Origin of the sequence: Nonomuraea zeae (assembly GCF_005889725.1) — a bacterium.
GTDB lineage: Bacteria > Actinomycetota > Actinomycetes > Streptosporangiales > Streptosporangiaceae > Nonomuraea > Nonomuraea zeae.
Genome location: NZ_VCKX01000353.1, coordinates 1 through 11570, shown reverse-complemented (window position 1 = coordinate 11570; position 11570 = coordinate 1). Strand labels below are relative to the sequence as shown.

The 11570-nt window shown below is 71.1% G+C and carries 14 protein-coding genes; 8 read left to right on the top strand and 6 right to left on the bottom strand.

The window, feature by feature from the left end; translation table 11 throughout:
* The 4 genes from ETD85_RS63980 to mshA all read right to left on the bottom strand — a co-directional run.
* On the bottom strand, positions 1-368 hold a 368-nt coding region (locus ETD85_RS63980; RefSeq protein ID WP_338087257.1), incomplete at its 3' end, for a nitrilase-related carbon-nitrogen hydrolase.
* A gap of 98 nt (positions 369-466) precedes the next feature.
* On the bottom strand, positions 467-1210 hold the full coding sequence (locus ETD85_RS54160) for a phosphoglyceromutase (protein ID WP_138697665.1): 744 nt from the start codon (positions 1208-1210) through the stop codon (positions 467-469).
* Positions 1211-1245: 35 nt separating this feature from the next.
* Positions 1246-1725 (bottom strand): type III secretion system chaperone family protein, encoded by a 480-nt coding sequence (locus tag ETD85_RS54155; protein WP_138697664.1) that lies wholly within the window; start codon positions 1723-1725, stop codon positions 1246-1248.
* A 23-nt stretch (positions 1726-1748) separates the two neighbouring features.
* Entirely contained in the window at positions 1749-2987 is a 1239-nt protein-coding gene (gene mshA / locus ETD85_RS54150) for a D-inositol-3-phosphate glycosyltransferase (protein WP_138697668.1), read from the bottom strand.
* A 197-nt stretch (positions 2988-3184) separates the two neighbouring features.
* Here mshA and ETD85_RS54145 point away from each other — a divergent pair, with 197 nt between their 5' ends.
* The 3 genes from ETD85_RS54145 (at position 3185) to ETD85_RS54135 (ending at position 7645) form a co-directional block, all read left to right on the top strand.
* Positions 3185-3928, top strand: a complete 744-nt coding sequence (locus ETD85_RS54145) for an SDR family NAD(P)-dependent oxidoreductase (protein WP_138697663.1) — start codon at positions 3185-3187, stop codon at positions 3926-3928.
* Positions 3921-4775, top strand: coding sequence for a class I SAM-dependent methyltransferase (locus ETD85_RS54140; protein ID WP_240780026.1), 855 nt, complete (start codon positions 3921-3923; stop codon positions 4773-4775). Before ETD85_RS54145 ends, ETD85_RS54140 begins: the two co-directional genes overlap by 8 nt.
* Before the next feature lie 125 nt (positions 4776-4900).
* On the top strand, positions 4901-7645 hold the full coding sequence (locus tag ETD85_RS54135) for an AbfB domain-containing protein (protein WP_138697662.1): 2745 nt from the start codon (positions 4901-4903) through the stop codon (positions 7643-7645).
* Between the two features lie 116 nt (positions 7646-7761).
* Here the strand turns inward: ETD85_RS54135 and ETD85_RS54130 are convergent, their stop codons facing one another.
* A complete protein-coding gene (locus tag ETD85_RS54130; RefSeq protein WP_138697661.1) occupies positions 7762-8268 on the bottom strand; it encodes an O-acetyl-ADP-ribose deacetylase in 507 nt (168 codons plus the stop codon).
* A gap of 80 nt (positions 8269-8348) precedes the next feature.
* Here ETD85_RS54130 and ETD85_RS54125 point away from each other — a divergent pair, with 80 nt between their 5' ends.
* From ETD85_RS54125 to ETD85_RS54105, 5 genes are all read left to right on the top strand, one after another.
* Positions 8349-8783 (top strand): BlaI/MecI/CopY family transcriptional regulator, encoded by a 435-nt coding sequence (locus ETD85_RS54125; protein WP_276617411.1) that lies wholly within the window; start codon positions 8349-8351, stop codon positions 8781-8783.
* A complete protein-coding gene (locus ETD85_RS54120; protein WP_138697660.1) occupies positions 8780-9685 on the top strand; it encodes a M56 family metallopeptidase in 906 nt (301 codons plus the stop codon). Before ETD85_RS54125 ends, ETD85_RS54120 begins: the two co-directional genes overlap by 4 nt.
* A 60-nt stretch (positions 9686-9745) precedes the next feature.
* Entirely contained in the window at positions 9746-10237 is a 492-nt protein-coding gene (locus ETD85_RS54115) for a helix-turn-helix domain-containing protein (RefSeq protein WP_138697659.1), read from the top strand.
* Positions 10238-10240: 3 nt separating this feature from the next.
* The gene (locus tag ETD85_RS54110) at positions 10241-10657 is read left to right on the top strand and encodes a hypothetical protein (protein WP_138697658.1); all 417 of its coding nucleotides are present in this window, start codon (positions 10241-10243) and stop codon (positions 10655-10657) included.
* Positions 10658-10777: 120 nt separating this feature from the next.
* Positions 10778-11146, top strand: a complete 369-nt coding sequence (locus tag ETD85_RS54105; protein WP_138697657.1) for a DUF2516 family protein — start codon at positions 10778-10780, stop codon at positions 11144-11146.
* 4 nt (positions 11147-11150) lie between these two features.
* Here ETD85_RS54105 and ETD85_RS54100 read toward each other — a convergent pair.
* The coding region (locus ETD85_RS54100) for an SGNH/GDSL hydrolase family protein (RefSeq protein ID WP_138697656.1) at positions 11151-11570 on the bottom strand (420 nt) is incomplete at its 5' end.

The window sequence follows — 11570 nt, the reverse complement described above, 5'->3', positions numbered from 1 at the left end:
CGCCCGCCCTCGCTCCCGGCCAGCGCCAGCAGGCGGGACGGCTCGACGAAGTTGGCGTCGTTGCAGATCACCACCCCGAAGGCGTGCTCGCGGTGGCGGTGGAGCGGCAGGTCGTCGCCGGGGCTGAACACGGGCTCGCGCGGGAAGAGCTTGCGCGCGACCGCCCCCACCGGCCGCCCCGCCCGGAAGACCGCCGCGGCGCTGTGGAGCCGCCCGTCCGCCGCCCGTTCGGTGAACCCGGCCACGACGGTCAGCGCCGGAGGGCAGTCCCGCAGCGCGGAGGCGAGACCCGAGTAGGGGCTCGCCATCGCGACGGCCTCGGCGGCAGACCGGTCGCGTGGCATGCCGCCGAAGTAGCACTCCGGCAGGACGAGCAGCTCGACGGCCTCTCGCGCGCATCGGGCGATCGCCTCCGGGAGGTCGCCGGCCGCCGATCCGGCGAGGGGCGCCTGGAGGGCGGCGACTTTCAGCGGCCCTGGTTCGCGACGGCTTCGATGGCGGCCTTGGCGGCGTCCGGGTCGAGGTAGCGCCCGCCGCGGACCGTCGGCCGGTAGTCGGCGTCCAGCTCGTACAGCAGGGGGATCCCCGTAGGGATGTTGAGGCCCGAGATCTCCTCGTCGCCGATCCCGTCCAGGTGCTTGACCAGGGCCCTCAGGGAGTTGCCGTGGGCGGCCACCAGGACCGTGCGGCCGGCCGCCAGGTCGGGGACGATCTCGTCGTACCAGTAGGGGAGCATGCGCTCCACCACGTCCTTGAGGCACTCCGTGCGGGGCATGAGCTCCGTCGGCAGCAGGGCGTAGCGGGGGTCGCCGGCCTGGGAGTATTCGTCGTCGTCCGCGATCGGCGGCGGGGGGACGTCGTAGGAGCGGCGCCACAGCATGAACTGCTCGTCGCCGAACTCCTCGCGCGTCTGCGCTTTGTTCTTGCCCTGCAGGGCGCCGTAGTGGCGTTCGTTGAGCCGCCAGCTCCGCTTGACCGGGAGCCAGAGCAGGTCCGCCTCTCCCAGCGCGAGCTGGGCCGTCTGGATGGCCCTGGTCAGGAGGCTGGTGTGGACGACGTCCGGGCGCAGCCCGGTCTCCTGGAGGAGCTTGCCGCCGCGCCGGGCCTCGTCCTCGCCCTTGGCCGACAGGCTCACGTCCACCCAGCCGGTGAACAGACCCTTCGCGTTCCAGTCACTCTCGCCGTGCCGTAGCAGCACCAAAGTCGCCATGACGACAATCCTATGGTTCGCGGGCGGGCGCGGGATCAGCGCTCCGGGTCGGCGAAGCGGGCGAACGCCTGGAGGTTGGCCAGCGACTCACCCCGTTTGGCCCGCCACTCCCACTCCCGCCGGATCGACGAGGCGAACCCCAGCTCCAGCGCCCGGTCGAACCAGTCGTCCGCGTACGTCAGCACGCACCCGAGCAGCCGGTCCACCTCCTCCTCCGAGATGGCCGCCAGCGGGACGCGGCCCACGAGGTAGACGTCGCCGACCGGGTCGAGGGAGAAGTGCACCCCGTACATCGAGCCGTTCTTGCCGAGCAGCCAGCGGTAGAACTCGGTGTGGTTCTCGTCGGGCTGGCGGCAGAAGAACGCTTCGACGTGCAGCGCCTGCTCTCCGATGATCAGCCACGTCATGGTGGCGAGCTTGTGTTGCCCGGGCAGTTTGACCAGGAACGCCCCTGGCCGCGGCTCGTCGTAGGAGACGTCCGCGGCCTTGAGCGCGGCTTCGACGACATCGCGCATAAGACCCACAATAGGAGTGCGCGCTAGAAGTTCAGCGCCACGGGGATCTGGTGCAGGTTGGCGACGGCGGCCGCGTACACCTCCATCAGGCGCGACGACGTGGCCTGCCAGCCGAACGCGGCGGCGTGCCCGCGGGCGCCCTCCGAGAGCTGGTCCCGCCACCGCGGCGCGGCCACGAAGCGGCTCAGCGCCTGCGCCCACTCGGCCGGGTCGTGGCCGTCCACGAGCACGCCGGACACCCCGTCGCGGACGGCGGTGCGCAGCCCGCCCACGGCGGCGGCGGCCACGGGGGTGCCGCACGCCTGGGACTCCAGCGCCACGAGGCCGAACGACTCGCTGTAGGAGGGTACGACGGTGACCGTGGCCGCCCGGTACCAGTCGGCCAGCACCGCCTGCGGCGCGGGCGGCACGAGGCGTACGACGTCGGCGATGCCCAGCTCGGCGGCCAGCTCGGTGAGGATGGAGGGCCTGGCCAGGCCGTTGCCCGATGGGCCGCCCACGCAGGCGATCACCAGCCGGCCGCGCAGCGAGGGGTCGTCGATGAGCATCCTGGAGGCGGCGCGGAGCAGCACGTCAGGGGCCTTGAGCGGCTGGATCCGGCCCACGAACAGCAGCACGTGCGCGTCCTGCGGCAGCCCCAGCCGGTGCCGCGCGGCGCCCTGCGAGGCGGGCTGGAAGACGGTCAGGTTGACGCCGGGGTTCACGACGGCGACGCGCTTCTCGGGGGCCCCGTACAGGCCGATGAGCTCGCGGGCCTCGTCCACGGTGTTGGCGACGAGCCGGTCGGCGATCTCCACCACCTGCTGCTCGCCCACCACGCGGGCCTGCGGCTCGGGCTGGTCGCCGGCGGCGAGCAGGAGGTTCTTGACCTTGGCCATGGTGTGCATGGTGTGCACGAGCGGCACGCCCCAGCGCTCCTTGGCCAGCCAGCCGACCTGGCCGGACAGCCAGTAGTGGGAGTGGATGACGTCGTAGCGGCCCGGGTCGTAGACGGCCTCGGTACGCAGCACCTCCGACAGGAACGCGCAGAGCTGGCCGGGCAGGTCGGCCCGGTCCATCTCCTCGTACGGCCCCGCGGTCAGATGGCGGACGAGGACGCCTGGGGCGAGTTCGGCCACGGGTGGCAGGTCGCGTGCGGTCGCCCGGGTGAAGATCTCCACCTCCACGCCGAGCTGAGCCAGCCGCTTGGCCGACTCGACGATGTACACGTTCATGCCGCCGGCGTCGCCCGTCCCGGGCTGGTCCAGCGGCGACGTGTGCATGCTGATGGTCGCGACCCGGCTGACCCGTCGTCGCCTCACTCGACACCACCTCCAAGCGAAATACAACTATCCAAGTTTTTGCGACATTCCCGACATGCAGTCACAAGTGAGGAGTCAAGGCCGTCTCGCCACCCGGTGGCCGAGGGGTTCAGGGGTGCCCGCCGCCCGGTCCGCGGCGGGCTGGCAGGATGTCGGACATGCGGAAAACGGCTGTGGTGACCGGTGCGAGCAGCGGGATCGGGGAGGCGACCGCGCGTCGGCTCGCCGCCGAGGGGTACGAAGTGGTGGCGGGCGCGCGACGTCGCGACCGGCTCGACAAGCTGGCCTCGGAGGTGTCTTCGATCAGGCCGGTGACGTTGGATGTGACCTCGCAGGAGTCGGTGGACGCGCTCGCGGGCTCTCTCGATCGTTGCGACGTGCTGATCAACAACGCCGGTGGCGCGCTCGGTCTGGATTCGGTCGCGGAAGGGCGGCTGGATGACTGGCAGCGGATGTACGACACGAACGTGCTCGGCTCCCTTCGCATGACCCAGGCGTTCGTCCCCAGACTCGTCGACTCGGGCGACGGAGTGCTGGTGATGCTGACCTCCACGGCGGGGCTGACGTCGTACGAGGGCGGGGGCGGCTACTGCGCGGCCAAGCACGCCCAGACCTCGATGGTCGAGACGCTCCGCCTGGAGCTGGTCGGGCAGCCGGTGCGGGTCGTGGAGATCGCGCCCGGCATGGTGAAGAGCGAGGGGTTCGCGGTCAGCAGGTTCCGCGGTGACACGGCCGCCGCCGAGCGCGTCTACGCGGGGGTGCCCGATCCGCTGTCCTCCGACGACGTGGCCGACGCGATCGCCTGGTGCGTCACCAGGCCCGCCCATGTGAACATCGACCGCATGATCATCCGGCCGCGCGCGCAGGCGGCGCAGCACAAGGTGCACCGCGTCAGTGGCTAAGCCGGCCAAACCGGCCGGGGGTGGCAAAGCGGCCGGGGGTGGCAAAGCGGCCGGGGGCGGCAAACCGGTCGGCACGGTCACCCGGGGCACCACCGGGCACAACCGGCTGCGGCGCTCGGACCGGTGGATCGCCGCCGTGCACGGCGGCCTGCTGCGCGCCGCCGACCGGCCGCTCGTGGTGGATCTCGGGTACGGCGCATCGCACACGACGACGCTGGAGCTGTTCACCAGGCTGCGCCGGGTCGCGCCCGGGGTCGAGGTGATGGGGATCGAGATCGATCCGGCCAGGGTGGCGGTGGCGAAGCCGTACGAGCGGGAGGGGCTGAGCTTCCGGCTGGGCGGCTTCGAGCTGCCCGTCCCGCGCCCGCCGACGCTGGTACGGGCGTTCAACGTGCTGCGGCAGTACGGGGAGGCCGAGGCGTGGCACTACTGGGAGCTGCTCCAGAGCGAGCTGGCTCCCGGCGGAGTCCTGGTCGAGGGGACCTCGTCGGAGAACGGGCGGCGCGCGGTCTGGGTGGGCCTCTCTCCGGAAGAGCCCCGGACGGTCACGTTCTCCGCCCGTTTCGATGCCTTCGAGCGGCCGTCCGACCTGGCCGACCGGCTGCCCAAGACGCTCATCCACCGGAACGTGCCGGGTGAGCGGATCCATGCGTTCCTGAGCGACTTCGACCACGCCTGGGCGGTCAGCGCGCCTTACGGGAGCCACGGCCTGCGGCAGCGCTGGCTGGCCTCGGTACGCCTGCTGGCCCGGACCTGGCCGGTGCCGCAGCGGCCGCCGCTCGGCGGCGTGGCGAGATGGCGCCTGGGCGAGCTGACGCTGCCGTGGAGCGCCGTCAGCCCGTCGTAAGCGGTCTAAATCTTACTATTTCGCACAGGTGATCTCCGGTATATGGTCCAGGTGCGATCCAACTCGTTCAAGTTCGGTCGCAATCTGTCGGGGGAGTTCAGGACGTTCCTCGTCAAGGAGCCGAGATGAGCAGATTCTCGGGCTGGGCCCGCCGGATGACGGCGGCGCTGGTCCTCTCCGGAGCCGTCGTCGCGTTACCCGTGCAGGAGGCGCTGGCCGCGCCCCCGCTCACCACCCCGTGGACCGCCGAGGTGACCCCGGCCAACGCCCTGCCGGACTATCCCCGGCCGCAGCTGGTCCGCCCGGAATGGCAGAACCTGAACGGCCTCTGGCAGTTCGCGGGCACGGGCTCGATCAACACCCCGCCGGTCGGGCAGAACCTCGCCGAGCAGGTGCTGGTGCCGTACCCGATCGAATCGGGGCTTTCGCGCATCCAGCGGCACGAGGACCGCATGTGGTACCGCAGGACGTTCACCGTGCCCGCCGCCTGGTCCGGCCGCCGGGTGCGGCTCAACTTCGGCGCGGCGAGCTGGGAGACCAGGGTCTGGGTGAACGGCACGTCGATCGGCACCCACACCGGGGCCTACGACCCGTTCTCCTTCGACATCACCCCGGCGCTGCAGACCGGCACCAACGAGATCATCGTCGGCGTGTACGCGCCGGTGGACGCGGCCGGGGCGCCCGTCGGCAAACAGCGCCGCTCCCCCAGCGGCATCTTCTACACCGCCCACTCGGGCATCTGGCAGACCGTGTGGATGGAGCCGGTCAACGCCGCGAGCATCACGCGCCTGGACACCGTGCCCGACGTGACCGCCGGACAGCTCGACCTCGTCGTGCAGGCGTCAGGGGCCTCGGGGCAGCAGGTGCGGGCCGAGGTCATGACGGGCGGGAGCGTGGTCGGCACCGCGACCGGCGCGATCGGGGCGCACCTGCGGGTCCCCGTGCCGAACGCCCGCCTGTGGACGCCCGACGACCCCTTCCTGTACGACCTCAGGGTCACGCTGACGGGAACCGGCGGCGGCGACACCGTGTCCGGATATTTCGGGATGAGGTCGGTCGGGAAGGCCGTGATCGGCGGCGTGCTGCGGCCGACGCTGAACGGCAGGTTCGTCTTCCAGATGGGCACCCTCGACCAGGGCTACTGGCCCGACGGCATCTCGACCGCCCCCACCGACGCCGCGCTCCGCTTCGACCTGGAGCAGCAGAAGGCGCTCGGCTTCAACACCGTGCGCAAGCACATCAAGGTCGAGCCCGCCCGCTGGTACTACTGGGCCGACCGCCTCGGCCTGATGGTCTGGCAGGACATGCCCGCGATGCGCACGGGCGTCAGCCCCTCGACGGCCGACCGCGCCAACTTCGAGAGCGAGCTGCGCCGCATGGTGGACCACCTGCGCGGCATCACCTCGATCGTGCAGTGGATCCCGTTCAACGAGGGCTGGGGCGAGTACGACCCCGCCCGCATCGCCGACCTGGTCAAGAGCTGGGACCCCAGCCGCCTGGTGAACAACAACTCCGGCTCGAACTGCTGCGGCTTCGACGGCGGCAACGGCGACGTGGTGGACGACCACATCTACGTCGGCCCCGGCTCCCCCCAGCGGCCCAGCGCGACCCGGGTGGCCGTGCTCGGCGAGTTCGGCGGCCTGGGCCTGGCCAGTCCCGGGCACCAGTGGCCGGGCACCGGCTTCGCGTACGAGATGACCTCAGACGCCACCGCGCTGACCAACCGCTACGTCTCCGTCAACGAGCAGCTCAAGCCGCTGATCGTGAACAACGGCCTGTCGGCCTCCATCTACACCCAGCCGACGGACGTCGAGAACGAGATCAACGGCCTGTGGACGTACGACCGCAGGGTCCTGAAGATGAACGCCGACCGCGTACGCACCGTGAACCGCTCGGTGATCCAGTCGGCCACCGGGCTCGCCGCGGGCAGCCTCGTCTCCCTGCGCGTGACCACCTCCGGCTACACCGACCGTTCCCTGCGCCACCAGAGCTCGCTGGCCCGCACCGACGTGGTCAACGCGGCCAGTGCGGACGGTCTCAAGCAGGACGCCACGTTCTGGGTGCGGCCCGGCCTGGCGAACGGCACCTGTTTCTCCTTCGAGTCCCGCAACTTCCCCGGCCACTACCTGCGTCACTCCGCCTACCGCGTACGCAAGGACGCCCGCGACGGGACGGCCCTGTTCGACCAGGACGCCACGTTCTGCGCCCGCGCCGCGCAGGCGGGCACCGGCGTGTCGCTGGAGTCGCTCAACCAGCCCGGCTATTTCCTGCGCCACTACGCGGAGGCCGTCTACATCGCGCGCGGCGGCGGGCCGAACGCCTGGGACACCGCCGCCTCGTTCGCCGCCGACGCCACCTGGCTGCCCGGCGCGCCCTGGTGGCGCAGCGGCGCCGACCTCACGGTCGGGGCGGCACAGTCGCTGCGCGTGACGACGCCCGGGTTCACCGACCGCTACCTGCGCCACCAGGACTCCCTGGCCCGCACCGACGTGGTCAACGCGGCCGGCCCCGAGGTGCTCAGGCAGGACGCCACGTTCTACGTGCGGCGGGGGCTGGCGGACGGAAGCTGCTACTCCTTCGAGTCACGCAACTTCGCCGGCCACTACCTGCGCCACGCCGATTTCCGGGTACGCAAGGACGCACGGGACGGGACGGCGCTGTTCGACCAGGACGCCACGTTCTGCGCCCAGCCGCCCCGCGCGGGGACCACGGGGGTCAGCCTGGCCTCCTACAACATCTCCGCGCACCACATCCGCCACTACGCCGAGGCCGTCTACATAGCGGTGCCGGGCGGGTCTCACGCCTTCGACGCCCCGGCCGGCTACGACCAGGACGTCACCTGGGCCGTCGCACCCCCGTGGGCACCCTGACCAAAGCTCTGACGCCCGGCGCGGCGCCCATGGCCCAAGCCCGCCCGGCGCGGCACCCGCCCAAGCCCGCCCGGCGCGGCCCACCGCCGCGCCGGGCTGCGCACCCGAGCCGCCGCTCACGACAGGCGCGCCTCGAAGATCGCGTACGCGTCCGCGTCGAACAGCACGAACCTGACATCCTGTACGACCGTCCCGGACTGCCGGACCGCGTCGAGAGCGATCCGGGCCGCGTCGTCCATGGGCCACCCGTAGATGCCGGTCGAAATCGCGGGAAAGGCCACGGACGCGGCCCCGAGGGAGTCGGCCACCAGCAGCGACTCCCGGTAGCAGGAGGCCAGCAAGCCGGAGCGGTCCTCCGACTTGGCGTGGACCGGCCCGACCGTGTGGATCACCCACCGCGCGGCCAGCCGCCCCGCCGTCGTAGCCACCGCCTGGCCGGTCGGCAGGCCCTTGCCATAACGGGAGGCCCGCAGCTTCCTGCACTCCTCCAGGATCTCCGGCCCGCCGCGGCGGTGGATGGCGCCGTCCACGCCCCCGCCGCCCATCAGCGAGGAGTTGGCGGCGTTCACGATGGCGTCCGCCCGCTGCTCGGTGATGTCGCCTCGTACCAGAGTGATGTTCATCTCACCGAGACTGCCAGGACCGGGCCACGATTCGCCAACGTCCGCGCCATCACCCCCGCCGTCATCGCAGGGAACACCGCATGTCGCAGCGCCGCTACACAGGGAAATGCGGCGACCCGGATGCCAGCTCGACACGTTGTAGAGCTAGTCTGAATGGCGTGAAGGGTCTAGGCGAGCTTGAGCGCAGCATCATGGACATCCTCTGGGCGGAGAGCGGCGCGCTGACCGCTCGCGAGGTCGGACGGCTCATCGCCGACCGCGACCTCGCCCCCACCACGGTGATGACGGTGCTCGACCGGCTCACGCGCAAGGGCTTCCTTCAGCGCACCCGCGACGGCCGCGCGTGGCGCTACCAGCCCGCCGAAAGCCGTGACGCCTACATCGCCGAGCTTATGCTGGAAGCCTTGGACCTGACGGGCGACCGATCCGCCGCCCTGACCCGCTTCGCCCAGGCCGTTTCCGGCACTGAGGCGGAGACCCTGCGCAGAGCCCTCACGGAGCTGGAGGAAGAGTGATCACGGCAGCGGTGCTGGCAGCGCTCGCCACGGCGTGCGCGCTCGGCTCCTGGCGTTTCACCACAGCCGAGTGGACCTCGCGGGCACCCCGGCTGGCCATCATCGTCTGGCAGTGCCTGGGCGTCGCCTGGGGCCTGGCCACCACCGGCGCCATGCTCGCCTACGCCGTCCAGCCCTATGGCGTCAGCGTGCTGCCGGGGCTGATCGCGTTCGCGCAGGGGGAGCCGCCCGTCGAGGCGTGGGACCCGCTGCACGTGCTGGCCCTGATCGCCGGGCTCACCTCGCTGGCCGTGCTGGTCGTGGTGCTGCTCACCGCGGGCGTGCAGGCGTTGCGCGCGCGCAGGCGGCACCGGATGCTGCTCGCGCTGATCTCCCACGACGACCCCGGCGTGCCGGGCGTGCGGGTGCTCGCCCATCCGGGTGCCGCGGCCTACTGCGTGCCCGGGCTGCGCTCGCAGGTCGTGATCAGCGAGGGCGCGCTCAAGCTGCTGTCGGAAGACGAGCTGACGGCCGTGCTCGCGCACGAGGCCGCGCACGTGCGCGAGCGCCACGACCTGGTGCTGCTGCCGTTCGCCGCGCTGCGCAGGGCGCTGCCCTGGTCCAAGGTGGTGGCCGATGCGCAGGCGCAGGTCGAGCTGCTCATCGAGATGGCCGCCGACGACCGCGCGCGCCGCTACTGCTCGCCGCGCAGGCTCGCCACGGCGCTGCTCAGGTTCGGTACGGCCGGCGCCATGCCGACCCCCCACGGCATGCTGGGCGTCCACGCCCACAACGTCATGGCCAGGGTGGATCGCCTGATCAAGCCGGGTCCCGAGCTGGCCGCGTCGGTGCGGTCCGGCTACATCGCACTTTCTGTGACATTGGTCACCGCCACTCCCTTCCTGTGGGTCATCCAGCTCTAGCGCTTGCTGTGGTTAACCATTGCGTTTGCAATTGCAAGCACGGCGAGGCAGACTAGAGGCATGGCACTACCCAAGGTCGGCTCGATCGGTGAATACATCCGCGACCAGCGACAGCAGGCGAAGATCTCGCTTCGCCAGCTCGCCGCCGCGGCGGGGGTCTCCAACCCCTACCTGAGCCAGATCGAGCGCGGGTTGCGTAAGCCGAGCGCGGAGATTCTCAACCAGATCGCGAAAGGTCTGCGGATCTCCTCGCAGGCCCTCTACGTGCAAGCGGGCCTCATCGAGGACCGCGAGCCGCCCAGCGACGTGATCACCGCGATCAGGGCCGACTCTCTGCTCAGCGAACGGCAACGCCAGGTGCTGATCGACATCTACGAGTCGTTCCGGAAGGAGAAGCGCACCGAAGACGAGCAGACCTCCCAGAACGCTCGCCCTCGGCACGACTCCGGCTCGGACGACGAGCCTTTGCCCGAGGAGTTTCTCGCCGCGCTTGAGCCCTTTGCGGCGAGCCCCGGCAACGGCAACGTCACCCAGGAAACCAAGGAAGGTTAACTCATGACGCTCGCCACCGAGGTCAAGAAGCTCACCGAGTCCAAGCCGTTCTACGCCGTCGCGGGTGTCGGCGACTTCGCGGTCGAGAAGCTGCGCGAGCTGCCCGAGCAGCTCCAGAAGCTCCAGTCGCGCCGCACCGAGATCGCCAAGGACCTGCCGGAGAGGGCGCGCGCCGCCGCCGACAGGGCCGAGGGCTTCGCCAGGGTGTTCCCCGAGAAGGCCCGCGAATACGCCGACCAGCTCACCCACCTGGCCACCGAGGCCTACGAGGACTTCGCCACGCGCGGCCGCAAGGTCGTCAGCAAGGCGAGCGGCGAGGCCGCGCTGGAGCTCGAAGAGGTGTCGGTGGCCGCCGAGCCGCCCGTCGCCGAGCCGATCCAGCCGGTCAAGAAGACCCGCACCACCAAGGCCAAGGCCTGATCTGACGGCGAGGCCCGTCTCCCATCCGGAGGCGGGCCTTTCCGCTGAGGGGTGCCCGCCTGTCGGGGGCGCCTATTAGGCTGAAGCCGATTTCATCGCGGCATTGGGCGGAGCCACAACATGGATATGATCAACGGTGTATTCAACCTTCTCTTCTTGGTGCTCGCCGCCGTCATCTTCGGCATGTCGGTCTACGCGCTCGTGCACGCGCTGAGGGTGCCGACCAACGCCTTCACCTCGGCGGGCAAGCTGCAGAAAAACCTCTGGCTGCTGATCCTCGTGCTGGCCACGCTGTTCTCCGGCGCCGGCGCGTGGAGCTACTTCAACGCCTTCATGCTCATCGGTAGCGCCGACTTCATCGGCATCGGCCTGGGCTTCTTCTCGATCCTGGCCGTCATCGCCGCCACCATCTACATCGTGGACGTCAAGCCCGCGGTGAAGGGCATGGGCGGCCGGGGCGGCAACAACGGCCCCTACGGACCCTGGTGACGCGCTACACCAGCTCGCGCGCGAGCCAGGCGGCGATGCGCTCGTGCCCGGCGGACGTCGGATGCACGCCGTCGGGCAGCATCACCTCCGACGGCCGGCCCGTGACCCAGCGCTCCCGCATCGGGTCGAGGAACACCACGCCCTCCCGCTCGGCCGCCCGCGCCAGGGCGTCGCGCACCCGGTAGGCCTTCGCCGGCGCACCGGCCAGCCAGATGGGCCCGACCATGACGATCCTGGTGCCCGGCCAGCGCGCCCGCACGTCCTCCACCAGCCGCTCGGCGGCGCGGCCCACGCGTACGCTGCTCCAGCGCTGGTCGTTGTGGCCACCGGAGAGCACCAGCACGTCGGGCTGCGGCCGCCAGGCCAGCTCGACCTCGAAGGAGCGCCGGAACGTCCGGCCCACCCGGCCCCCGTTGAGATAGCC

Excerpts from the sequence above, each read along its gene's own strand:
- ETD85_RS54115 (WP_138697659.1), top strand. The coding sequence starts at position 9,746 with ATGGCACTACCCAAGGTCGGCTCGATCGGTGAATACATCCGCGACCAG.
- ETD85_RS54155 (WP_138697664.1), bottom strand. The coding sequence starts at position 1,725 with ATGCGCGATGTCGTCGAAGCCGCGCTCAAGGCCGCGGACGTCTCCTAC.
- ETD85_RS54160 (WP_138697665.1), bottom strand. The coding sequence starts at position 1,210 with ATGGCGACTTTGGTGCTGCTACGGCACGGCGAGAGTGACTGGAACGCG.
- ETD85_RS54110 (WP_138697658.1), top strand. The coding sequence starts at position 10,241 with ATGACGCTCGCCACCGAGGTCAAGAAGCTCACCGAGTCCAAGCCGTTC.
- ETD85_RS54105 (WP_138697657.1), top strand. The coding sequence starts at position 10,778 with ATGGATATGATCAACGGTGTATTCAACCTTCTCTTCTTGGTGCTCGCC.
- ETD85_RS54130 (WP_138697661.1), bottom strand. The coding sequence starts at position 8,268 with ATGAACATCACTCTGGTACGAGGCGACATCACCGAGCAGCGGGCGGAC.
- ETD85_RS54135 (WP_138697662.1), top strand. The coding sequence starts at position 4,901 with ATGAGCAGATTCTCGGGCTGGGCCCGCCGGATGACGGCGGCGCTGGTC.
- ETD85_RS54125 (WP_276617411.1), top strand. The coding sequence starts at position 8,349 with ATGTCGCAGCGCCGCTACACAGGGAAATGCGGCGACCCGGATGCCAGC.
- ETD85_RS54145 (WP_138697663.1), top strand. The coding sequence starts at position 3,185 with ATGCGGAAAACGGCTGTGGTGACCGGTGCGAGCAGCGGGATCGGGGAG.
- mshA (WP_138697668.1), bottom strand. The coding sequence starts at position 2,987 with ATGCACACGTCGCCGCTGGACCAGCCCGGGACGGGCGACGCCGGCGGC.